The 23,813-nt window shown below is 59.7% G+C and carries 22 protein-coding genes; 16 read left to right on the top strand and 6 right to left on the bottom strand.

The window, feature by feature from the left end; all coding sequences use genetic code 11:
- Positions 1-78 precede the first annotated feature (78 nt).
- The 3 genes from AC5SEM_RS21160 to AC5SEM_RS21170 all read left to right on the top strand — a co-directional run bounded on the left by AC5SEM_RS21160 (position 79) and on the right by AC5SEM_RS21170 (position 1,793).
- Entirely contained in the window at positions 79-423 is a 345-nt protein-coding gene (locus AC5SEM_RS21160) for a pentapeptide repeat-containing protein (RefSeq protein ID WP_077574553.1), read from the top strand.
- Between the two features lie 286 nt (positions 424-709).
- On the top strand, positions 710-982 hold the full coding sequence (locus AC5SEM_RS21165) for a TfoX/Sxy family protein (RefSeq protein ID WP_003228231.1): 273 nt from the start codon (positions 710-712) through the stop codon (positions 980-982).
- Positions 983-998: 16 nt separating this feature from the next.
- Positions 999-1,793, top strand: a complete 795-nt coding sequence (locus AC5SEM_RS21170; protein ID WP_495471199.1) for a Crp/Fnr family transcriptional regulator — start codon at positions 999-1,001, stop codon at positions 1,791-1,793.
- A 233-nt stretch (positions 1,794-2,026) separates the two neighbouring features.
- Here the strand turns inward: AC5SEM_RS21170 and AC5SEM_RS21175 are convergent, their stop codons facing one another.
- The 4 genes from AC5SEM_RS21175 to AC5SEM_RS21190 are packed head-to-tail and all read right to left on the bottom strand — an operon-like array spanning position 2,027 to position 5,571.
- Complete coding sequence (locus AC5SEM_RS21175) at positions 2,027-2,878, bottom strand: ChaN family lipoprotein (RefSeq protein ID WP_495471200.1); 852 nt, start codon at positions 2,876-2,878, stop codon at positions 2,027-2,029.
- A 19-nt stretch (positions 2,879-2,897) separates the two neighbouring features.
- Positions 2,898-3,665 carry a heme ABC transporter ATP-binding protein gene (locus tag AC5SEM_RS21180; protein ID WP_495471201.1) on the bottom strand — a complete coding sequence of 256 codons (768 nt, stop codon included), beginning with the start codon at positions 3,663-3,665 and terminating at the stop codon, positions 2,898-2,900.
- Positions 3,665-4,648: a FecCD family ABC transporter permease gene (locus tag AC5SEM_RS21185; RefSeq protein WP_495473493.1), complete on the bottom strand. Its 984-nt coding sequence runs from the start codon at positions 4,646-4,648 to the stop codon at positions 3,665-3,667. The genes AC5SEM_RS21180 and AC5SEM_RS21185 overlap by 1 nt, the downstream gene beginning before the upstream one ends.
- A gap of 50 nt (positions 4,649-4,698) precedes the next feature.
- Complete coding sequence (locus AC5SEM_RS21190) at positions 4,699-5,571, bottom strand: heme/hemin ABC transporter substrate-binding protein (protein WP_116029774.1); 873 nt, start codon at positions 5,569-5,571, stop codon at positions 4,699-4,701.
- A gap of 165 nt (positions 5,572-5,736) precedes the next feature.
- Here AC5SEM_RS21190 and AC5SEM_RS21195 point away from each other — a divergent pair, with 165 nt between their 5' ends.
- Entirely contained in the window at positions 5,737-6,054 is a 318-nt protein-coding gene (locus AC5SEM_RS21195; RefSeq protein WP_495471202.1) for a Rieske (2Fe-2S) protein, read from the top strand.
- On the opposite strand, the gene sfsA is transcribed toward AC5SEM_RS21195, so the two are convergent.
- On the bottom strand, positions 6,051-6,764 hold the full coding sequence (gene sfsA / locus AC5SEM_RS21200; RefSeq protein WP_463399896.1) for a DNA/RNA nuclease SfsA: 714 nt from the start codon (positions 6,762-6,764) through the stop codon (positions 6,051-6,053). The genes AC5SEM_RS21195 and sfsA overlap by 4 nt on opposite strands.
- Positions 6,764-7,936, bottom strand: coding sequence for a pyridoxal phosphate-dependent aminotransferase (locus AC5SEM_RS21205; RefSeq protein ID WP_495471203.1), 1,173 nt, complete (start codon positions 7,934-7,936; stop codon positions 6,764-6,766). Before AC5SEM_RS21205 ends, sfsA begins: the two co-directional genes overlap by 1 nt.
- A 334-nt stretch (positions 7,937-8,270) precedes the next feature.
- Here AC5SEM_RS21205 and dksA point away from each other — a divergent pair, with 334 nt between their 5' ends.
- The 12 genes from dksA (at position 8,271) to acs (ending at position 23,782) form a co-directional block, all read left to right on the top strand.
- Entirely contained in the window at positions 8,271-8,714 is a 444-nt protein-coding gene (dksA, locus tag AC5SEM_RS21210) for an RNA polymerase-binding protein DksA (RefSeq protein ID WP_007909922.1), read from the top strand.
- Positions 8,715-8,913: 199 nt separating this feature from the next.
- Positions 8,914-9,810 (top strand): tRNA glutamyl-Q(34) synthetase GluQRS, encoded by an 897-nt coding sequence (gene gluQRS, locus AC5SEM_RS21215; protein WP_495471204.1) that lies wholly within the window; start codon positions 8,914-8,916, stop codon positions 9,808-9,810.
- A gap of 77 nt (positions 9,811-9,887) precedes the next feature.
- Complete coding sequence (locus tag AC5SEM_RS21220; protein ID WP_003176118.1) at positions 9,888-10,064, top strand: hypothetical protein; 177 nt, start codon at positions 9,888-9,890, stop codon at positions 10,062-10,064.
- Positions 10,048-13,002: a sensor histidine kinase gene (locus tag AC5SEM_RS21225; protein ID WP_161986513.1), complete on the top strand. Its 2,955-nt coding sequence runs from the start codon at positions 10,048-10,050 to the stop codon at positions 13,000-13,002. The genes AC5SEM_RS21220 and AC5SEM_RS21225 overlap by 17 nt, the downstream gene beginning before the upstream one ends.
- A gap of 22 nt (positions 13,003-13,024) precedes the next feature.
- Positions 13,025-14,461 (top strand): sigma-54-dependent transcriptional regulator, encoded by a 1,437-nt coding sequence (locus AC5SEM_RS21230; protein WP_116029779.1) that lies wholly within the window; start codon positions 13,025-13,027, stop codon positions 14,459-14,461.
- Between the two features lie 734 nt (positions 14,462-15,195).
- A complete protein-coding gene (locus tag AC5SEM_RS21235; RefSeq protein WP_123593232.1) occupies positions 15,196-16,596 on the top strand; it encodes a polynucleotide adenylyltransferase PcnB in 1,401 nt (466 codons plus the stop codon).
- 4 nt (positions 16,597-16,600) lie between these two features.
- Positions 16,601-17,086 carry a 2-amino-4-hydroxy-6-hydroxymethyldihydropteridine diphosphokinase gene (gene folK / locus AC5SEM_RS21240; protein ID WP_495471205.1) on the top strand — a complete coding sequence of 162 codons (486 nt, stop codon included), beginning with the start codon at positions 16,601-16,603 and terminating at the stop codon, positions 17,084-17,086.
- Positions 17,087-17,487: 401 nt separating this feature from the next.
- Complete coding sequence (panB, locus tag AC5SEM_RS21245) at positions 17,488-18,288, top strand: 3-methyl-2-oxobutanoate hydroxymethyltransferase (protein ID WP_038369034.1); 801 nt, start codon at positions 17,488-17,490, stop codon at positions 18,286-18,288.
- On the top strand, positions 18,285-19,145 hold the full coding sequence (gene panC / locus AC5SEM_RS21250; protein WP_495471206.1) for a pantoate--beta-alanine ligase: 861 nt from the start codon (positions 18,285-18,287) through the stop codon (positions 19,143-19,145). Before panB ends, panC begins: the two co-directional genes overlap by 4 nt.
- A 210-nt stretch (positions 19,146-19,355) precedes the next feature.
- Complete coding sequence (gene panD, locus AC5SEM_RS21255; protein WP_003205654.1) at positions 19,356-19,736, top strand: aspartate 1-decarboxylase; 381 nt, start codon at positions 19,356-19,358, stop codon at positions 19,734-19,736.
- Positions 19,737-19,965: 229 nt separating this feature from the next.
- Complete coding sequence (gene pgi / locus AC5SEM_RS21260; protein ID WP_077574571.1) at positions 19,966-21,630, top strand: glucose-6-phosphate isomerase; 1,665 nt, start codon at positions 19,966-19,968, stop codon at positions 21,628-21,630.
- A gap of 214 nt (positions 21,631-21,844) precedes the next feature.
- A complete protein-coding gene (gene acs, locus AC5SEM_RS21265) occupies positions 21,845-23,782 on the top strand; it encodes an acetate--CoA ligase (protein WP_495471207.1) in 1,938 nt (645 codons plus the stop codon).
- The last annotated feature ends 31 nt before the right edge of the window (positions 23,783-23,813 follow it).

Below are 23,813 nucleotides of genomic sequence, written 5' to 3' on the forward strand. Positions count from 1 at the left end.
GCCGTGAAGCCCTCGCTTGCTTCACGGCCGTCAAATAGTGGCACTATACTGGCGTCATAAAACCAACGGTGATATGACATGAGCCAGCCGAAACTTCTCGACACCCCGCTGTATGCCTTGCTGCACAAAGATGACATCACAGGTTTCAACAAGGAGCGTCCACAGGACGGCCCGATCGACATGGTCGGCGGCGATTTCCGTGGTCTCGATCTGCGCGAACTGAACGCCGATGGCGTGGATTTCCGGGACGCGTACTTCCGTTCCGCCGATTTACGTGGCATCGATTTCCGTAAAGCATCGCTGGAAGGTGCAAGCCTGGCTCACGCACAGATTTCCGGGGCGTATTTCCCGCCGGAGCTGAGTGCTGACGAAATTCTGATGTCGATGAATTTCGGTACGCGTTTGCGTTATCGCACCCGCTGATCGCCTCATCGCTCCCTGACACAACGCCTTCCCTGTAGGAGTGAGCCTGCTCGCGATAGCGGTTTAAAATTCAACACATGTGTGCCTGCCAGTCCGCTATCGCGAGCAGGCTCACTCCTACATTGATTTGTGTTCCCCCCTCCTCATCTGCGTTCGCAGGCCGTTCAAGCGCCCTTTCTTAGAAGCGTTTGCGTTGAATCCGACCAAACAACCACGCTTTTCCTACTGATGGCTACACTCCTGAGAAGCTCGCCCACGCACCATTCGGCCGTCGCAAGGAGGCTTGATGAATGATGAACTGCAACACCTGAAGAATCTTGGCAAGACGTCGGCGCAGTGGCTGCATGCCGTGGGCATCCACAGCGCCTCGGACTTGCGTCGCCTGGGCGCGGTGGACGCCTACCGGGCCGTGCGTACCCGCGGGTTTCGCGCATCGAAGGTGTTGTTGTATGCGATCGAAGGCGCGCTGATGGATGTGCACTGGAACGACATCCCCGCCGAACGCAAGGACGCCCTGAACAAACAACTCGAAGCCATTTCCTCGCGCCACAAGAACTGAACGGGCATAGACCGTCATGTATTTACTGGGGGAACAATCGGCTCACGTCGATGCCTTGATCAACAGTTTGCAGAGCTTGCCCTCGCTGTGGCTGCGCGATCTGTTGCCTTGCGGGCCGGTTCTGCAACTTGACGCGACGGACGATCTGATACCGCAGTTACCCGCTGATCAGTTGTTTCTGCTCAATGACGGTGTGATCAATGGCTGCATCGGAACCCGGCCACTGTTTTATTGGCAGGAGGGCGATGTGATCGGCCTTCAGCAGGGAGACGACTGGGCGGATTGCCGCTTATGCAGTGAGGGCACGTTACGTTTGACACCCTATCGACGTCCGGAAGTCTTCCAGCATTTATTTGCTGACTCTCGTCGGGCAGAACAGTTTCTCGAGTATCTGCTGGGGCAAGTGGCGATCCTTGCCCATGCCGTCGCGGAGCTGAAACCGCGCGAGTTTCGCAGCACCAATGGCTTCAAGCGGGTCGAGGCGGGTGAAACGCTGATCAGGCAGGGTGACGCGGCTGACCATGTATTCGTAATTATCGAGGGGCATGCCGAAGCATTTGTAGACGGGCAGAAGGTTGGCGACGTGGCCAAGGACGAGATTTTCGGTGCCATGGCCGTGTTCACTGGCGAGCCGCGCAATGCCACGGTCATTGTCCGAGAGGCAAGCACCGTGATGCTGATTCCCGGTGATCAATTCCTGAGCATGACCCGCACTAATCCAAAGATCGCCCACAGCCTGATCGAGAGCATGGCGCGGCGGATCGGCCAATTGAACAAGCAAGTGACCCAATTGAGCGCAAACAGAACCTGACGCCATGTCCTTTGTTTCCGGGCCATTACGGCCATTTCCAAGACTAAATCAAAGAAATGAGAAAACAGTTGTTGACGCGCTAATGAGAATCGCTATGATTATCACAACTGGTCGCGAGATCAGTCGATATTCTGAAAAGCCCTTGGTTCGGACTCTCAGATTATCTCCTCATCAGGCTAATCACGGTTATTTGACCCGGTTTTTTACCGGGTCTTTTTTTGCCCGTGGAAAAGTCATTTGCCGAACTGTTTGCGCATCTGCTCGCAGTAATCCTGTTTTGGTGTTGCAGGCGTATACCAAACGTAGTCGGCCATCGTGGCGGTCACTTCGGCGCCCTGCTCTGCCAGCATCAGCACTGTCGGAGTCTCTGTGGCGCCCAAATCCACAACATGCAGCGGCACGCCAACATCCTTGCGCGCATGCCACGCGCCAGCCAGCAAGATTGAAGGTCTGGGCGCTGCCAGCAGACGCTCAGCCATACGCCGATCACGTTGTTGCTGAACGGCCAGCATGGCGGGCATCTGTGATTCAGGCAGCAAGCCACAGTGGGAATCGCTGATCTGTTCCAACAACAGCGTTTTCACCGACTCGGCATTGCTGCGCTCCCCCTTCAACACTGGTGGGTTGCGATAGACGGTGCGGATTTCGGCGCTATTCAGATTTGCCGCCAGCAGTGGATACGGCTGAGTGAGGGCGAAGCGGACAATCGGCCCGTAGAGGTTCCAGTCCCAGCCGTCCTGCCAGGCCAATGCACCAGGCAGGTCAGCGGGCGGCGTTATCGACTGATGCACTTGATCAATGCGAGGCTGCTGATCCGGCGTAAGCATTTCCAGCAACAGGCTGCCCTGCGGCCGTTGCTCACCGAGCGAGCGCAATACCCACAACTGCACGGCGTGATGATCGGCATTGTCATGCTGCTCGCCAATAATCAATTGCTCGGGCTCAGCAAGTCGCGTCAGCAACTGCTGCGCCGTCAGCACCTGACCACTGCGCAGATCGCGAATCTCGCCACTGACCGGCGGTGGCGCAACAGCATGCTGACACCCGGCAAGCACCAACACCGCCATTAACCACATCCCACGCATGTCACCACCTCGATGAAAGTCAGCGGGCGATGATCAGCGGATGCCCACGCTCCGGGTGCGGCTGCACCAACACTTCGAGACCGAATACGGCCTGGAGCGTGTCCGGTCGCAAAACCTGCTGCGGTGTATCCAGCGCCACCGGGCGACCGCCTTCAAGCAGCAGGATGCGATCACAATAACGCGCCGCCAGATTCAGATCATGCAGGATCACCAACACCGCTGCGCCACGATCGGCAAACTCGCGCACCGCCTGCAACGTGGTGTGCTGATGCAGCGGATCAAGCATTGACGTCGGCTCATCCAACAGCAACGTCTGCCCGGCCTGCCCCGGCCAGAGCTGCGCCAACACCCGCGCCAGATGCACACGCTGACGCTCGCCACCGGACAGCGCCAGATAACTGCGACCGCTCAAGTGCCCGGCATCCGCCGCCGCCAATGCCGCCGCGATGATTTCGTCATCGCGCACCCGCCCGCTTTGCCAAGGCAAGCGGCCCATGCCCACCACTTCTTCGACGCGAAAAGCAAAATCCAGCGTCGACACCTGAGGCAACACCGCCAATCGCTGCGCGCGCTGCGGGCCGGTCCAGTGACTCAACGCTTGGCCGTCGAGTGAAATCCCGCCCGCGCTCGCCGCCAATTCACCGCACAAGGCGCCCAACAAGGTACTTTTGCCAGCACCGTTCGGCCCGAGTACGCCGAGCACTTCACCCGACTCAAGTTGCAGCGTGACATCGCTGAGCACGGTCTCGCGACCTCGATGGATGTGCAGATTTTGCGCACGCAACATCAGGCGCGTCCTCGCAGCAGCAGATAAAGGAAGAACGGCGCACCGATAAACGCGGTGACGATGCCGATCGGCAACTCCGCCGGCGCCAGCGCCAGCCGCGCGACCAGATCAGCCAACAGCAACAGGCTCGCCCCCGCCAGCACCGAGGCCGGCAGCAATACCTTGTGATCCGGCCCCGCCAGCAAGCGCACCAGATGCGGCACCACCAGCCCGACAAAACCGATCATCCCGGCGGCCGCCACTGCTGCGCCAACCCCCAGCGCCGTGCAGAACACCAGTTCACGCTTGAGCCGTTCGACATCGATGCCCAGATGCCCAGCCTCGGACTCGCCGAGCAGCAAGGCATTCAGCGCTTTCGCCCGCCGCGGTAACCACAGCGCGACACCGGCGCTGATGATCAGCAATGGCCAGAGCCGCGCGTAACTGGCGCCATTGAGGCTGCCAAGGTTCCAAAAGGTCAGCGTACGCAGCGTCGCGTCATCCGCCAGATATGTGAACAGCCCGACCGCGGAACTGGCCAACGCCGTCAGGGCAATGCCAGCGAGCAACATGGTCGCGACATTGGTCTGGCCATTACGGCGGCCGAGGCGATAGACCAGAGCCGTCACACCGAGTCCGCCGAGAAACGCGCAGACCGACAGCAGATACGGCCCGAACCATTCCGGCAGACCGCCAAAAAGCGAACCGCCGACAATCGCGATCGCTGCGCCCAATGCCGCGCCGCTGGAAACACCGACCAATCCCGGATCCGCCAACGGATTGCGAAACAAGCCCTGCATCGCCACGCCGGACAACGCCAAGACACCACCGACCGCCAGCCCGAGCAGGGTTCGCGGCAGACGAATCTGCCCGAGGATCAGTTCAGCCTGCTCCAGTCCGTCCGGCGCCAACGGCACGCCGAGCATGCGCAAAGCTGCGCGCAACGTATCGATCAGCGGCAGGCTCACCGGCCCCAACGCCAACGACAGCCAAATCGACAGCAAACACAGAAGCGTCAGGCCAATGAACAAGCCACGGGGTTTTACCAGTGTGGTCATTGGCCGCTCTTGGCCGGGTAGAAACCGTCAGTCAGGGTTTTCAGCGCTGCCGGCAAACGCGGCCCGAGCCCACCGACCAGCAGGGTCGGATCCAGCTCCAGCACGCGCCCGGCCTTGGCCGCGCGGCTTGAATCGAGAATAGGATTTTCCTTGAACAGCGCCGCTTTCGCCGCCTCACCGGTCAACGCACGGTCGGCGAACACCAGCACTTCAGGATCGAGGCTGGCGAGGGACTCTACGGAGAACGGCTTGTAACCCGTGTGAGTTGCCAGATTATGTCCGCCCGCCTGTTGCAGCAGCCAGTCAGCGGCGGTGTCCTTGCCGGCGATCAACGGTTTGCCACCGGCATGCCCAAGCAACAGCAGAACACCCGGCGCTTTGTGTTTGGACTGCGCATCTGCAACCCGCACCTTCTGCGCATCGAGCTGCTGTTGATAACTTTGCAGTAGCTGCTTTGCCTGGGCTTCTGTGCCGAGCAACTGCCCCAGATGAGTGACGTTTTTCTCCAGCGTCGGCAGATCCGGTTGAGCCGAGAACAACACCACCTGGACCTTGGCCGCTTTGACTTGTGACAGAACCGGCGGCGGCCCCATTTCTTCAGTGCCGATGAGAATGTCCGGACGCAGACTGAGAATGCCCTCTGCTGAAAGACTGCGTTGGTAACCAATGCTCGGCAGCGACTTCAACGACTCTGGATGTTGACTGGTGGTATCGACGCCAACCAGTTTCGACTCACCGCCCAAGGCACTGACCCACTCCGACAGCGCACCGCCAGCGCTGACCCAACGTTGCGGCAAATCAGCCGCTGCAGCCTGGTGGCTGACCAAAAGTCCGACACACAGCACGGCAACGCGGGTACTCAGGCGCATACACAGCTTCCTTGAATAAGGTTTTTCCCGGGCATCAGGATGGCAGGCCAAGTATCCTCGACATCTGCCAGCCGCCTGCGGGCGAAGGCCGCCATTTGATAATTGTTTGCATTTAAACGTCAAGCTCGGACATATCCGGACACGAGCGGACATTAGAGGATAGCCATGAAGTTTCTCTGCGCGGGCACTGAACTCGCCGAAGCGGCCAGCCGTGGCTTTGAAGTCAACGGAAACAAGCTGTTCGCCGTGCGCCGCAATGGGCAAGCGTACGTTTATCTCAATCGCTGCCCACACCGTGGCGTCGGGCTGGAATGGCAACCTGACCAGTTTCTCGACCCGAGCAACAGCCTGATCCAGTGCGCCACCCACGGCGCACTGTTTCTGATCGAGGACGGTGAATGCGTTGCCGGGCCTTGCGCCGGGCAAGCACTCACCGCCATCAATTGCCGTGAAGATGCGCAAGGCCTGTGGATCGATGTTTAACCGTTAAGCAGCACGTCGAGACGCCGGTCGATGACCATCTCTTCATGGTCCAGCCGCACGCCATATGCCAGAACCTCAACGCCACAAGCGACCGCTTCGAGAAGCGCATCGGCGTAGGCCGAATCGATTTCCTTCGCCGGCCGCACCGCTTCAATCCCGCTCAGATTGACGCAATACAACTGCACCGCCCGAATTCCGTCCCGCGCCAGATGTGCCAACTCGCGCAGATGCTTGGCGCCACGCTGGGTCACGGCATCGGGAAACGCCGCCACCGCTGTACCGTCGAAACCCAGGGTGACACTTTTCACTTCCACATAAGCCGGGCCACTCGGGTATTCGAGACGGAAATCGATACGGCTCTTTTCCTGCCCGTAGGCGACTTCACGCTTCAACGCGGTAAAGCCGTTCAACTCGGTGATCACGCCCGCCTGTAACGCCTCTTCGACCAACCCGTTGGCACGAGCAGTATTGACGCAGAACAAACGGCCCTGCGGGGTTTCGCCAATTTCCCAAGTGCCGGGCAATTTGCGTTTCGGATCGTTGGAGCGGCTGAACCAGACCTGCCCGCCCTCGACCTGGCAATTGAGCATCGAACCGGTGTTTGGGCAGTGAATGGTCAGCAACTCGCCGCTAACGGTTTCGATATCGGCAAGAAAACGCTTGTAACGACGGATCAGTCGCGCCTCTTCCAGAGGGGGATAAAAGCGCATCAGCTTTGCCAGCTCTTCAAGCCACGCGCGATGCGCTCCACCGCTTCCTGTAAGCGCGGGAGGTTTTGCGTGTAGGCAAAACGCACATGGTGACTGGCCTGATAGCGACCGAAATCCAGACCCGGAGTGAAGGCAACGTGCTCGGTTTCGAGGAAATGTCGGCAGAACGCGAAGGCATCGCCGCCGAACTGGCTGATATCGGCGTAGAGATAGAAAGCGCCTTCCGGCTCCACGGCGATGTTGAAACCCAACTCGCGCAGGGCCGGCAGGAGGAAATCGCGACGACGACCGAACTCTGCGCGGCGCTCTTCCAGAATGGCGATGGTGTCCGGTTCGAAACACGCCAATGCAGCGTATTGCGCCATGCTCGGGGCGCTGATGTAGAGGTTCTGCGCGAGCTTTTCCAGATCACTGACCGCCGCCTCCGGCGCGACCAGCCAGCCCAGACGCCAGCCGGTCATGCCGAAGTACTTGGAGAAACTGTTCAGGACAAAAGCGCTGTCATCGACTTCCAGCACGCTGGCGGCATCGGTGCCGTAGGTCAGACCGTGATAGATCTCGTCCACCACCAGATGCCCGTGTTTGGCCTTGATGGCTGTGGATAACCCGGCCAGCTCATCCCGGGTCAGGATCGTCCCGGTCGGGTTGGCCGGCGAAGCGACCAGTGCGCCGACGCTGTCATGATCCCAATGCCGCTCGACCAGATCAGGAGTCAGTTGATAACGCACGTCCGGCCCCACCGGCACCAACTGCGCCGCGCCTTCGACCAAACGCAGGAAGTGCCGGTTGCACGGGTAACCCGGATCCGCCAGCAGCCAGTGTTTACCGGGATCGACCAGCAACGCACTGGCCAACAACAACGCGCCGGAGCCACCCGGCGTGATCAGAATCCGTCGCGGATCGATGTTCAGGCCATAGCGCGATTGGTAAAACCCGGCAATCGCTTCGCGCAACTCGGGAATGCCGCGCGCGGCGGTGTAGCGGGTCTTGCCCGCCGTCAGTGCAGCCTGCCCCGCGCGGATGATCGGCTCGGCAGTGGTGAAGTCCGGCTCGCCGATCTCCAGATGGATCACGTCGTGGCCTTCAGCCTGCAATTCATTGGCCCGCGCCAGCAGCGCCATTACATGGAACGGTTCGATCGCACGACTGCGCGCACTGTAAGGCTGAGCCATTGGTTTTCCTTCGGCAGGGAAAAAGAGACGATTCTACCCATCTGCCGGAACGAGCGAGAACCCGCAGCGGTCACAGCCTCAAGAACGCTGGACTGTAACGATATGAGCGTACGCTCCAGGATTGACTAAAATCAGTGATTGAACAGGTCTTCAACACCACCAGACACGGCTTGCCAAACATTTGCAAGCGCCACCCGCCGGGGCCTCGACATCCGGGAGTAGCGCAGGCCGAATTGATCTGGTAAGTTCGCCCGCTTGCAGCCGCAGGGCCGGCAGGTGTCGGTGATGGAGCAATCCTGCGCAATGGATTACAAGAGTAGAGGCGGTCCATTTCATGCCCACCCAAGCAAAGCAACAGCAGCAAACGGCGATCAGTGGCTTCGAACCTTACGTTCAGGCCAAAGACGAAGAGTACATGGGCAAACCCATGCGCGCGCACTTCACCAAGATCCTGACCAAGTGGAAACTGGACTTGATGCAGGAAGTCGACCGAACTGTTGATCACATGAAGGACGAAGCGGCCAACTTTCCCGACCCGGCCGACCGTGCCAGTCAGGAAGAAGAGTTCGCCCTTGAACTGCGTGCCCGTGATCGCGAGCGCAAGCTGATCAAGAAGATCGACAAGACACTGCAACTGATCGAAGACGGCGAATACGGCTGGTGCGATTCGTGCGGCATCGAGATCGGCGTCAAGCGCCTTGAAGCCCGTCCTACCGCCGACATGTGCGTCGACTGCAAGAACCTGGCTGAGATCAAGGAAAAGCAGGTCGGCAAGTAATCGCGACCTGAACAAAAAACGGAGCGTGCGAACGCTCCGTTTTTGTTTCTGCCTTTTGCCTTTTGCCTTTTGTAGGAGTGAGCCTGCTCGCGATAGCGGTGGGTCGGTCAATATCGGTGTTGAATGTCACACCGATATCGCGAGCAGGCTCACTCCTACAGGTTGACCTGCGTATAGCCTGAAAAGTAGTTTCGTCTTCATGACTGCCAAAACATCCCCCGCCTACATCGGCCGCTTCGCCCCAACCCCCAGTGGCCACTTGCACTTCGGTTCGCTGGTTGCCGCCCTCGCCTCTTACCTCGACGCTCGCTCGGTCGGCGGTCGCTGGCTGGTGCGCATGGAAGATCTCGATCCGCCCCGTGAAGAACCTGGCGCGCAAACCGCGATCCTCAAGGCACTGGAAAGTTACGGCTTCGAATGGGACGGCGACATGGTGCGTCAAAGCGATCGACATGACGCCTACGCCGACGTGCTCAACAGCCTGTTCAATCACGGCCTCGCTTACGCCTGCACCTGCTCGCGCAAACAGCTTGAACCGTACAACGGCATTTATCCGGGCCTGTGCCGCAATGCCGGCCATGACCAGCAAAATGCGGCGATCCGCCTGCGCGTGCCAGAGCTGGAATACCACTTCATCGACCGAGTGCAGGGCGAATACCGTCAGCATCTGGGCCGCGACGTTGGCGATTTCGTGATCCGCCGCCGCGACGGGCTTTACGCCTATCAATTGGCCGTGGTGCTCGACGATGCATGGCAAGGCATCACCGACATCGTCCGCGGTGCCGACCTGCTCGACTCGACACCGCGCCAGCTCTATCTGCAGGAACTCCTGGGCCTGCGCCAGCCGCGCTACCTGCACCTGCCGCTGATCATCCAGCCGGACGGCAACAAGCTCGGCAAGTCCTACCGCTCGCCGCCGCTTGAAGCGGATCAAGCCACGCCACTGTTGCTGCGCGCCCTGCGCGCCTTGGGGCAAAACCCCGACGCCGAACTGGCTCACGCCACGCCGCAAGAGTTGCTGGCGTGGGGCAGCGCGCACTGGGATGCGACAAAGATCCCGCGCACACTGACCCTGCCCGAGGCGCAACTGCAATGACGACACTTGCAGTCGTCCACCCATCCGTTACCATCGCCGCACGTTTTCGGGCACGCGCATAAAAAAGAGAGGCCGGGATGTACATCTATCGCTTGGTCCTGCTTTTAGTCGTGGGGATCTATCTGTTTTCCCCCGCCATCATGGATTGGTGGATCGACGCTACGGGCGCCTGGTATCGCCCCTATCTGCTCTGGCTGATCCTGATTGTCGTAACCTTCATCCTGCAGAGCCAAAAAGATGCCGATGAGCTTTAGCCTGACCCAGATGATCCTGGTCAGCGCCGCGTACCTGGCGGTGCTGTTCGGCGTTGCCTGGATCAGCGAACGGGGCATGATCCCGCGCGCGATCATTCGCCACCCGCTGACCTACACCCTGTCACTGGGTGTTTACGCCAGTGCCTGGGCGTTCTACGGCACGGTGGGGCTTGCCTATCAGTACGGTTACGGTTTTCTGTCCAGTTACCTTGGCGTGTCTGGCGCGTTTCTGCTGGCGCCGGTGTTGCTTTATCCGATTCTGAAGATCACCCGTACTTATCAACTGTCTTCGCTGGCCGATCTGTTTGCCTTCCGCTTTCGCAGCACCTGGGCGGGCGCGCTGACCACGATTTTCATGCTGATCGGTGTGCTGCCGTTGCTGGCGCTGCAGATTCAAGCGGTGGCCGACTCCATCGGCATCCTCACCGGCGAGCCCATTCAGAGCCGCGTGGCGTTGGCGTTCTGTGCGCTGATCATCCTGTTCACGATTTTCTTCGGCTCCCGGCATATCGCCACCCGCGAGAAGCACGAAGGCCTGGTGTTCGCGATTGCCTTTGAATCGGTGATCAAACTGGTTGCCCTCGGCGGCGTCGGTTTGTATGCGCTGTACGGCGTGTTCGACGGCCCGCAACAACTTGAACTGTGGCTGCTGCAAAACCAGACCGCCCTCGCCGCCCTGCACACGCCATTGCAGGAAGGCCCGTGGCGCACGTTGTTGCTGGTGTTCTTCGCCTCGGCGATCGTGATGCCGCACATGTATCACATGACGTTTACCGAAAACCTCAATCCGCGCTCGCTGGTCAGTGCGAGCTGGGGCTTGCCACTGTTCCTGCTGCTGATGAGCCTGGCGGTGCCGCTGATTCTCTGGGCCGGCCTGAAACTGGGCGCCACGACCAACCCGGAATACTTCACCCTCGGCATTGGTATCGCTGCCAACAGCAAGCCGCTGGCGTTGCTCGCCTATGTCGGCGGTCTGTCGGCGGCCAGCGGCCTGATCATCGTCACTACGCTGGCACTCTCAGGCATGGCGTTGAACCACCTGGTGCTGCCGCTTTATCAGCCACCGGCCGAAGGCAATATCTACCGCTGGCTGAAGTGGACCCGCCGCGCATTGATCGTCGCGATCATCATGGCCGGTTTCGGTTTCTACCTGATGCTCGGCGCCGAGCAGGATCTGGCCAACCTCGGCATCGTCGCGTTTGTCGCGACCCTGCAATTCCTGCCCGGCGTGTTGTCGGTACTGTATTGGCCGACTGCCAACCGTCGCGGCTTTATCGCCGGTCTGCTGGCGGGGATTCTGGTCTGGGTAGTGACCATGCTGTTGCCGCTGGTCGGCAATCTGCAGGGTTTCTACATTCCGCTGCTGAACATGATTTACGTGCTCGACGACACCAGTTGGCACATGGCCGCGATCGCCTCGCTGGCGGCCAACGTATTGATGTTCACCCTGATCTCGCTGTTCACCAACGCCAGTCCCGAAGAAGCCAGCGCTGCCGAAGCCTGCGCTGTGGATAACGTTCGTCGCCCGCAACGGCGCGAACTGCACGCCGCCTCCCCCCAGGAATTCGCTACACAACTGGCGAAACCGTTGGGTGCCAAGGCTGCACAGAAGGAAGTCGAGCAAGCGCTGCGTGATCTTTATCTGCCGTTCGACGAACGCCGCCCGTACGCCTTGCGCCGTTTGCGTGACCGCATCGAAGCCAACCTCTCCGGCCTGATGGGCCCGAGCGTGGCGCAGGATATGGTGGAAACCTTCCTGCCGTACAAGGCCGGCGGCGAAAACTATGTGACCGAAGACATCCACTTCATCGAAAGCCGCCTTGAGGATTACCACTCGCGCCTCACTGGCCTGGCCGCCGAACTCGATGCCCTGCGTCGTTACCACCGCCAGACCCTGCAGGAATTGCCGATGGGCGTCTGCTCGCTGGCCAAGGATCAAGAGATCCTGATGTGGAACAAGGCCATGGAAGAACTCACCGGGATCGCCGCGCAGCGTGTGGTCGGTTCGCGCCTGAGTACCATCGGCGAGCCGTGGAAAGGTCTGCTGCAAGGTTTCATCGATCTGCCGGACGAGCATTTGCACAAACAGCATCTGGCCCTCGACGGCCAGACTCGTTGGCTGAATCTGCACAAAGCGGCCATCGATGAACCGCTGGCACCGGGTAACAGTGGCTTGGTGTTACTGGTTGAAGATTTGACCGAAACGCAGATGCTCGAAGACAAACTGGTGCACTCCGAGCGCCTGGCCAGCATTGGTCGCCTTGCGGCCGGTGTGGCCCACGAAATCGGCAATCCGATCACCGGCATCGCCTGTCTAGCGCAAAACCTGCGCGAAGAACGTGAAGACGACGGCGAGCTGACGGAAATCAGCGGACAGATTCTCGAACAGACCAAACGTGTGTCACGCATCGTCCAGTCGCTGATGAGCTTCGCCCATGCCGGCAGCCATCAGCACAGCGACGAGCCCGTTTGTCTGGCCGAAGTCGCCCAGGATGCGATTGGCCTGCTGGCGCTGAACCGACGCAATTTCGAAGTGCAGTTCTACAACCTCTGCGATCCTGATCATTGGGTCGAAGGCGATCCGCAGCGACTCGCCCAGGTCTTGATCAATCTGCTCTCCAACGCCCGCGACGCCTCGCCGCCGCACAGCGCGGTACGGGTCAAGAGCGAAGCCGGCGAACACACGGTCGATCTGATCGTCGAAGACGAAGGCAGCGGTATTCCGAAGAACATCATGGATAGATTGTTCGAACCCTTCTTCACCACCAAGGATCCTGGCGAAGGCACCGGTCTGGGCCTTGCACTGGTCTATTCCATCGTTGAAGAGCATTATGGACAAATCACCATCGACAGCCCGGCTGATGTACAAAGCCAACGCGGCACCCGTATCCGGGTGACCTTACCGCGTCATGTCGAAGCGACGTCCGCTGTGAACTGAGACCGTCGAGAGTATCGAATCAATGCCGCACATTTTGATCGTCGAAGACGAAACAATTATCCGCTCCGCCTTGCGCCGCCTGCTGGAACGCAACCAGTACCAGGTCAGCGAAGCCGGTTCAGTGCAGGAAGCACAAGAACGCTTCACCATTCCTACGTTCGATCTGATCGTCAGCGATCTGCGTCTGCCGGGCGCGCCGGGCACCGAGCTGATCAAGCTCGGCCAGGGCACACCGGTGCTGATCATGACCAGTTACGCCAGCCTGCGCTCGGCGGTCGACTCGATGAAGATGGGCGCGGTGGACTACATCGCCAAGCCTTTCGACCACGATGAAATGCTTCAAGCTGTCGCGCGGATCCTGCGTGATCGGCAATCGGCACCGGCTGCCGGCGAAGCGGTTGCCAGCAAACCGACCAATGGCAGCGGCAAATCCGCCGTCGACAACAGTAACGGTGAAATCGGCATCATCGGCTCCTGCCCACCGATGCAGGATCTGTACAGCAAGATCCGCAAAGTCGCGCCAACCGATTCCAATGTGTTGATCCAGGGCGAGTCCGGCACCGGTAAAGAACTGGTGGCCCGCGCCCTGCACAACCTGTCGAAACGCGCCAAGGCGCCGATGATTTCGGTGAACTGCGCGGCCATCCCGGAAAGCCTGATCGAGTCCGAACTGTTCGGCCACGAAAAAGGCGCATTCACTGGCGCCAGCGCCGGGCGTGCCGGTCTGGTTGAAGCGGCAGACGGCGGCACCTTGTTCCTCGACGAAATCGGCGAATTGCCGCTGGAAGCTCAGGCGCGCCTGCTGCGTGTGTTGCAGGAAGGTGAAATTCGCAGGGTCGGCTCGGTGCAATCGCAGAAAGTCGATGTGCGCCTGATCGCGGCCACTCACCGGGACCTGAAGAGCCTGGCGAAAATCGGCCAGTTCCGTGAAGACCTTTATTACCGTCTGCACGTGATCGCCCTGAAACTGCCGGCCCTGCGCGAGCGCGGCGCCGACGTCAACGAAATCGCCACGGCTTTCCTCGCTCGCCAGAGCGCTCGCATCAACCGTACCGACCTGAAATTTGCCGCGGATGCCGAACAGGCGATCCGGCATTATTCCTGGCCGGGTAACGTGCGAGAGCTGGAGAACGCGGTCGAGCGCGCGGTGATTCTGAGCGAAAGTCCGGAAATCTCCGCCGACCTGCTGGGCATCGACATCGAGTTGAGCGATCTGGAGGACGACGAGTTCATCGGTCTGCCACCGCAAACGGGCGGTAACGCCAGCAACAGCAGCCATGAGCCGACCGAAGACCTGTCGCTGGAGGACTACTTCCAGCACTTCGTCCTCGAGCATCAGGACCACATGACCGAGACCGAACTGGCGCGCAAACTGGGCGTCAGCCGCAAATGTCTGTGGGAACGCCGTCAGCGTCTGGGCATCCCACGGCGCAAGACCGGGGTCGCCAGCGAGAGCTGAACGTTACCTGTCGAGTGTGCGGGTAACGCTTGAAGGTGTGAAAAAACTGTTACCGCAGTCGATTCACGTAACAGAAGCCGGGGTTATCGGTAACGAAACCCCGGCTTTTTTTCGCCCCGACAAAACGGTTATATCGACCTAACCCCTTGTTTTATTGGGCTTCACAAAAGTTGGCACGCCCCCTGCTATATGTTTAGTACAAGAACAATAACAAGCAATGCACAAGACAATAAAAATAAGACGAATCGACTCACGCACAATAAAAACAAGACGGCGAGAGGCGCAGCTAACTGATTCTTTTGGAGAGGCGTTGTATTTGGGGCTTGCCCCACGACCAGGCCGAGAACAACAAAAACTGTCCTAAGACAGAGCCTGTACTGGTTGGATCGAGAGATCACTGCAATTCAGCGACCAAAGCAATCCGTTTGCTCTTGGCTCCCGATTGGGAGGGTCACGAAGGAAACACTTCGTGGCGAGGGCACTCAACAAAAACAAGAAGCCCGAATCAATAATAAAAAGAGCACGCAACTACTTCTTGGGGAGCTTCGGCTCCCCTTGTAGTTTCTCCTCCGCTGCAAAATCCCCCATTTTTATCGCGCGCGATGCCTGTAGCCTGCGGCTTGCAGCTCAAATCGGCCGTGTCCTACACCATCCCTCGACTAAATGCTAGAATCTGCGCCCATCATGCGGTCATTCTTTGGTATGGCCGAACATTCCTTCAAACAGTGCATCCCATGCTGAAGAAGTTGTTCCAGTCATTCCGGACTCCCGTGCGTCGTACGCAACACATCCGCAGCACCCCTGAAGTGCTCAACAGCGGCCAACATTCGCTGCAGAAAACGCAATTCAGCCGCTATGCGGTGAATATCGTCGAACGCCTGCAAGGTGCCGGTTACCAGGCTTATCTGGTCGGCGGTTGCGTGCGTGACATGCTGCTGGGCATCACGCCCAAGGACTTCGACGTCGCCACCAGCGCCACGCCCGAGCAAGTTCGTGCCGAATTCCGCAATGCGCGGATCATCGGCCGTCGCTTCAAACTGGTGCACATTCATTTCGGTCGCGAAATCATCGAAGTCGCGACTTTCCGCGCCAACCACCCGATCAACGAAGACGACGAAGACAGCAACCAGTCCTCGCGTAACGAGAGCGGGCGGATTCTGCGCGACAACGTTTACGGCACCTTGGAAGAAGACGCGCAACGCCGCGACTTCACCATCAACGCCCTGTATTACGATCCGGTCAGTGAGCGCATCCTCGATTACGCCAACGGCGTACACGACATCCGCAATCACCTGATCCGCCTGATCGGCGATCCGAAGCAGCGCTATCAGGAAGACCCGGTGCGCATGCTGCGTGCCGTGCGTTTCGCCGCCAAGCTCAACTTCGGCATCGAGAAGCACACCGTGCAGCCGATTCGTGAACTGGCGCCAATGCTGCGCGAGATCCCTTCGGCGCGTCTGTTCGAAGAAGTGCTAAAGCTGTTCCTCTCAGGACACGGCGCGATCACCTTTGAAATGCTGGTCGACCTGCAACTGTTCGCCCCGCTGTTCCCGGCCAGTGCCGATGCGCTGGAACACAACCCGGAATACACCCACACGCTGATCAGCGAAGCGCTGACCAACACTGACCTGCGCATCAAGCAGAACAAACCGGTGACCCCGGCGTTCCTGTTTGCCGCGCTGCTGTGGCCTGCTCTGCCGGCCCGCGTGTTGCGCTTGCAAGAACGCGGCATGCCGCCGATTCCGGCGATGCAGGAGGGCGCCCACGAGCTGATCGCCGAACAGTGCCAGCGCATTGCGATTCCGAAACGCTTCACCATGCCGATCCGCGAGATCTGGGACATGCAGGAGCGTCTGCCACGGCGCAGCGGCAAACGCGCTGACCTGTTGCTGGACAACCCGCGTTTCCGTGCCGGTTACGACTTCCTGTTGCTGCGTGAAAGCGCTGGCGAAGAGACCGATGGCCTCGGTGAATGGTGGACGGATTATCAGGACGCCAACGACAGTGAACGTCGCGACATGATCCGCGACCTCAGCGGCAAGGGCGATGACGCCAGCGGTGCTCCGCGCAAACGTCGCCGCAGCAGCGGTTCCAAGCGCAAACGCGCCAGCGCCCCGAGTGCTACAGGCGAGTAAAGGCATGGAACGCATCTACATCGGCATGGGCAGCAACCTCGCTGACCCCGCCGAACAATTGCACAGCGCCGTCGAGGCGCTGGGGCAATTGCCGCAGACCACACTCGCCGGCGTTTCTGCCTTCTATCAAAGCGATTCATTGCTGCCGGGCCAACCGCGATATACCAACGCGGTTGCAGCGCTCGACAGCTCACTCGCACCGATTGAATTGCTTGATGCATTGCAAGCCATCGAGAACGATCAAGGTCGCGAACGCCTTGAGCGTTGGGGTCCGCGTACGCTGGATCTGGATATTCTGCTGTTCGGTGATCGTTTGATCGACGAGCCGCGCCTGAAAGTCCCGCATTACCAGATTCAGGAACGCGCGTTCGTGCTCTACCCCCTTGCCGAACTGGCCCCGCAAGATTTGCGCCTGGCCGACGGCCGCACCCTTACCGATCTGCTAGCGGCCTGCCCGTTCGTCGGCTTGGAACGCCTCCCCCACGCCTGACACAAATCCGCCCTTTGTAGGAGTGAGCCTGCTCGCGATAGCGTTCTGTCAGCCACAGATTTATTGGCTGATCCACCGCTATCGCGAGCAGGCTCACTCCTACAGTGTCTGCGCCATATCCAGATTTATTGTCAGACAAAAACCTCGCGAATCAGCCCCGCCGCGCCGCTGAATCGCATCAGTAACGCCGGTAACACTCCCCTCGTAACAATGCGGTAACACACGCAATTGACTTCCTGTTGGCTCATCACGACTATAGGCGTCCCGCTGCCGCCAACCCGGCACATACGGGCGCAATCCAGGCCTTATAAGCACGACAAAAGAGCGTGCGCCTGAGTAGATGAAGAATCACGCGCGTTACTCGCAGTAGTTTCCAGAGCGCCTGAACGAGGATTTTTTACATGCCAGCCATCACCCTGACCACGCTCCAGAGCCTCAAGCAGAAAGGTGAAAAGATCACCATGCTGACCTGCTATGACGCGACCTTCGCCCACGCCTGCAACGAGGCTGGTGTCGAAGTGCTGCTGGTGGGCGACTCCCTCGGCATGGTCCTGCAAGGTCACGACAGCACTTTGCCGGTGACCACCGCAGAAATGGCCTACCACACCGCCTGCGTCAAACGCGGCAACAGCGACGCCCTGATCCTCGCCGACCTGCCGTTCATGGCCAACGCCACCCTCGAACAAACCATGACTAACAGCGCCATGCTGATGCAGGCCGGCGCACACATGGTCAAGGTTGAAGGTCAGCTGTGGCTGGCCGAATCGATTCGTCTGCTCGCCGAGCGCGGTGTACCGGTGTGCGCGCACATGGGCCTGACCCCGCAAGCGGTGAACATTCTTGGCGGCTATAAAGTGCAGGGCCGAAACGAGAACCAGGCGCGGCAGATGCGTGCCGACGCGATCTCGCTGGAGCAGGCCGGCGCGGCGATGCTGCTGCTGGAATGCGTACCGAGCGAACTGGCCGCTGAAATCAGCCAGGCCGTGAAGATTCCGGTGATCGGCATCGGCGCCGGTAACGCCACCGACGGCCAGGTTCTAGTACTGCACGACATGCTCGGCCTGTCGATCACTGGCCGCGTGCCAAAGTTCGTGAAGAACTTCATGCACGGTCAGGACAGCATCCAGTCCGCGCTGAAGGCTTACGTCAACGAAGTCAAAGCCACCACGTTCCCTGGCATCGAACACGGATTCTCTGCATGAACACCGTTAAAACCGTACGCGAACTGCGCGCCGCCGTAGCCCGCGCCCGCAGCGAAGGCAAGCGCATCGGCTTCGTGCCGACCATGGGCAACCTGCACAGCGGTCACGTTGCACTGATCACCAAAGCCACGCAGCGCGTCGATTTCGTGGTCGCGAGCATTTTCGTCAACCCGCTGCAATTCGGCGCCGGCGAAGACCTCGACAAATACCCGCGCACGTTGGCGGCGGACCAGGAAAAACTGCTGGAAGCGGGCTGCTCTCTACTGTTCGCGCCAACTGTCGAAGAAATGTACCCCGACGGCATGGCCGGGCAGACCCGGGTCAGCGTGCCGCAATTGTCCGAAGGCCTGTGCGGCGCCAGCCGTCCGGGGCACTTCGAAGGTGTGGCGACTGTTGTCAGCAAGCTGTTCAACATGGTCCAGCCGGATCTGGCGATTTTCGGCCAGAAGGATTACCAGCAACTGGCGGTGATCCGTGCGCTGGTGCATGACTTGAACATGCCGATCCAGATCATCGGCGAGCCGACCGTACGCGCCGCCGATGGCCTGGCGTTATCGTCGCGCAATGGCTTCCTCAATGAGGAGCAACGTGCGGTTGCACCGGTGGTTTACCGCTCGCTGAGCAACATTGCCGAGTCGATCAAGCAAGGTGAACGGGATTACCCGGCACTGGTCAGCGCCCAGTTGCAGCAGCTGGAAGCGGCGGGCCTGCGTCCGGATTACCTGGAAATCCGCCATGCGCTGACATTGCGTCCAGCGACGGCTGAAGACCGTGATCTGGTGATTCTGGTGGCGGCGTTCCTCGGCACCACTCGGTTGATCGATAACCTGCACCTGAATCTCGATACCCCGGTTTAAAGACACCGCAATACCCCCTGTAGGAGTGAGCCTGCTCGCGATAGCGGTGTGTCAGTCAGCATTAGTGTTGAATGACACACCGCTATCGCGAGCAGGCTCACTCCTACAGTGGTTTTCGGTGTTATGAAAATTGCATTTCACGCCATATTGCCGCCCTCAAAGCCTTCGGGCACACTGCCCGCCGTTCGATTCCAACCCGGGAAAACCCTCATGCACGCGATCATGCTCAAGGCCAAACTGCACCGCGCCGAAGTCACTCATGCGGTGCTCGATTACGAAGGTTCGTGCGCCATCGATGGCGAGTGGCTGGACTTGTCCGGCATCCGTGAATACGAGCAGATCCAGATTTATAACGTCGACAATGGTGAGCGCTTCACCACCTACGCGATTCGTGGCGAAGAAGGTTCGCGGATGATCTCCGTCAATGGCGCCGCTGCGCACAAGGCCAAGGTCGGCGACCGCGTGATCATTTGTGCCTATGCCCATTACAGCGAAGCCGAGCTGGTCAATTTCAAGCCGCGCATGCTCTACATGGCGCCGGGCAATGAGCTGAGCCACACCAGCAACGCCATCCCGGTTCAGCTCGCCTGATCCCGATTTCGCCCCGCCCCCTCCGTTTGTCGGCCAGTTCCCGGTCTGGATGTTAAAAAAGTACAGGGATCTGGTCAGACAAAGTCAAGACAGAACGCAGCGCGAGGTTTACTGTATTCGCCCTGTGTCCGGAAATCGTGTCGACGCAGTTGATCCCATGCCCAAACATGGCGTGCCGGGTCTGTTCAGTGTTCAAAAGGCCGTTCAAGTAAAAAGGAAAACCGCAGCGATGGCGTATTACCTCACTCCTCAAGACGTTACCGCTCTGCCCGCCTGGCAAGCGTTGAAAGATCACCGCCAAGCCATGCAGGATTTCAGCATGCGCGAAGCCTTCAACGCCGATCCGCAGCGCTTCAATCAATTCACCCTCAGCAGCTGCGGACTGTTTCTCGATTATTCGAAAAATTTGATCAACGCCCAGACCCGCAATCTGCTGGTGGGTCTGGCCAATGAAGTCGATCTCAAAGGCGCCATCAAAGCGCTGTTCGAAGGCGAAATCGTCAACACTTCCGAAGGCCGCCCGGCGCTGCACACCGCCCTGCGCCGCCCGGTAGGCGACAAGCTGTCGGTCAACGGCGTCAACGTGATGCCGGAAGTGCACAAGGTCCTGAACCAGATCACCGATCTGGTCGGCCGTATCCACGATGGCCTGTGGCGTGGTTACACCGAAAAGCCGATCACTGATGTGGTCAACATCGGCATCGGTGGCTCGTTCCTCGGCCCTGAACTGGTGTCCGAAGCACTGCTGTCCTACGCGCAGAAAGGCGTGCGTTGCCATTATCTGGCGAACATCGATGGCAGCGAATTCCACGAGCTGACGCAGAAACTGCGCGCCGAGACCACACTGTTCATCGTCTCGTCGAAATCCTTCAACACCCTCGAAACCCTGAAGAACGCTCAAGCTGCGCGCGCCTGGTACCTGGCGCAGGGCGGTTCGGAAGCCGAACTGTATCGTCACTTCATCGCCGTATCGAGCAACAACGCCGCTGCCGTGGCCTTCGGTATCCGCGAAGAAAACATCTTCCCGATGTGGGACTGGGTCGGTGGGCGTTACTCGCTGTGGTCGGCGATCGGTTTGCCGATTGCCTTGGCCATCGGCATGTCCAACTTCAAGGAATTGCTGTCCGGTGCCTACACCATGGACCAGCATTTCCAGACCGCGCCGTTCGAACAGAACATGCCGGTGCTGCTGGCCCTGCTCGGCGTGTGGTACGGCAACTTCTGGGGCGCGCAAAGCCACGCGATCCTGCCGTACGACCACTACCTGCGCAACATCACCAAGCACTTGCAACAACTGGACATGGAATCCAACGGCAAGAGCGTGCGCCAGGACGGCACGCCGGTGTCGACCGATACCGGTCCGGTGATCTGGGGCGGCGTCGGCTGCAACGGTCAGCACGCTTACCACCAGCTGCTGCATCAAGGTTCGCAGTTGATCCCGGCCGATTTCATCGTGCCGATCGTCAGCTTCAACCCGGTTTCCGACCACCATCAGTGGCTGTACGCCAACTGCCTGTCGCAGAGCCAGGCGCTGATGCTCGGCAAGACCCTGCCGGAAGCCGAGCAAGAGTTGCGCGACAAGGGCATGAGCGAAGAAGAAGTACACAAACTCGCGCCACACAAGGTGATCCCGGGCAACCGTCCGAGCAACACCATCGTGGTTGAACGCATCAGCCCACGTCGTCTCGGCGCACTGGTGGCAATGTATGAACATAAAGTGTTCGTGCAAAGCGTGGTCTGGGGCATCAACGCCTTTGACCAATGGGGCGTGGAGCTGGGCAAGGAACTGGGTAAAGGCGTTTACAACCGTCTGGTCGGCAGCGATGAAAGCACTGCTGATGATCCGTCTACCCAAGGCCTGATCAACTACTTCCGCGGCCGTCACCGCGGTTGATGTGAATGGGTTGCCCACAATTCCAGTGGGCAACCCATCTCCAATGTGGGAGCGAGCCTGCTCGCGAATGCGGTGTGTCATTCAGCCTATTTGTTGACTGACACACCGCATTCGCGAGCAGGCTCGCTCCCACAGTTGTTTTACACATGACTTGAACCTCTACATCTCTCGGCGCATCTTTATCCTTGTCGCACCACAAGAATAAGGAACCGTCATGTTCGATATCAGCACGTTCCCCAAAGCCGATGCCGTCCGCCGGGCTGCGCAATTGAGTCAGGAAGACTATCGGCGCCTGTACCGCGAATCCATTGAACACCCCAGCACCTTCTGGGCCGAGCAGGCCTCGCAGTTCCTCGACTGGAGCACACCGTGGCAGACCGTTCAGCGCTATGACCTGAAAACCGGGGAAGCCGCCTGGTTTGCCGGGGGCAAACTGAACGTCAGCTTCAACTGCATCGACCGCCACCTGGCAAAGCGCGGCGAGCAGACCGCCCTGCTCTGGGAAGGCGACGACCCGGCCGAATCGGCGCAAATCACTTATAAAAAACTCCATCATCACGTCTGCCGCCTGGCCAACGTGCTGAAAAGCCGTGGCGTGAAGAAAGGTGACCGGGTGTGCATCTACATGCCGATGATCCCCGAAGCCGCTTACGCCATGCTTGCCTGTTCGCGGATCGGCGCGATTCACTCGGTGGTGTTCGGCGGTTTCTCCCCGGATTCCCTGCGTGACCGCATTCTCGATGCCGATTGCCGCACGGTGATCACGGCGGATGAAGGCGTGCGCGGCGGCAAGTTCGTGCCACTGAAACAGAACGTCGACAAAGCCCTGCAAAGTTGCCCGGACGTCGCCACCGTCGTGGTGGTCGAGCGCAGCCAAGGCAAGGTCGATTGGGTCGAAGGCCGCGACCTCTGGTATCACCAGGCGGTGCGCGATGTCAGCGACGATTGCCCACCGGAACCGATGGACGCCGAAGATCCGCTGTTTATCCTCTACACCTCCGGCAGCACCGGCAAACCCAAAGGCGTGCTGCACACCACCGGTGGCTACCTGCTGCAAGCGGCGATGACTTTCAAATACGTGCTCGATTACCGCGACGGCGAGGTGTTCTGGTGCACCGCCGATGTTGGTTGGGTCACCGGCCACAGCTACATCGTCTACGGCCCGCTGGCCAACGGCGCGACCACGTTGATGTTCGAAGGTGTGCCGAGCTATCCGAACAGTTCACGATTCTGGCAGGTCATCGATAAACACAAGGTCAACATTTTCTACACAGCTCCTACCGCTTTACGCGCGTTGATGCGTGAAGGTGCCGAACCGCTGAAGGAAACCTCGCGCGCCAGCCTCAGATTACTCGGCAGCGTCGGTGAGCCGATCAACCCGGAAGCGTGGGAATGGTATTTCAACGTCGTAGGAGAACAGCGCTGCCCTATCGTCGACACTTGGTGGCAGACCGAAACCGGCGGCATCATGCTCAGCCCGCTGGTCAGCGCACAACGGATCAAACCGGGCTGCGCCACGCAACCGATGTTCGGCGTGCAACCGGTGTTGCTCGATGAGCACGGCAAGGAAATCAAAGGCGCCGGCAGCGGCGTGCTGGCGATCAAATCGAGTTGGCCGGCACAGATCCGCAGCGTATACGGCGACCCGCAACGGATGGTCGACACCTATTTCAAACCCTATCCCGGCTACTATTTTACCGGCGACGGCGCACGGCGCGACGAGGATGGCGACTACTGGATCACCGGGCGCATCGATGACGTGATCAACGTCTCCGGCCACCGCATCGGCACGGCTGAAGTGGAAAGCGCGCTGGTGCTGCACGACAGCATCGCCGAAGCCGCCGTGGTCGGTTACCCCCACGACGTCAAAGGTCAGGGCATCTACGCCTTCGTCACGCCGATGAACGGCACCGAACCGAATGACGAGCTGAAAAAAGAATTGCTGGCGCACGTCAGCAAGGAAATCGGCAGCTTCGCCAAACCGGACTTGATCCAGTGGGCGCCGGCCTTGCCGAAAACCCGTTCAGGCAAGATCATGCGGCGCATTCTGCGCAAGATCGCCTGCAACGAACTCGACAGCCTCGGCGACACCTCGACCCTGGCCGACCCGAGCGTGGTGCAAGGCCTGATCGACAAGCGCCTCAATCAGTAACATCCCGGGCGCGGTCAACCGGCCGCGCCCG

This window comes from Pseudomonas sp. CH61 (genome assembly GCF_059429415.1).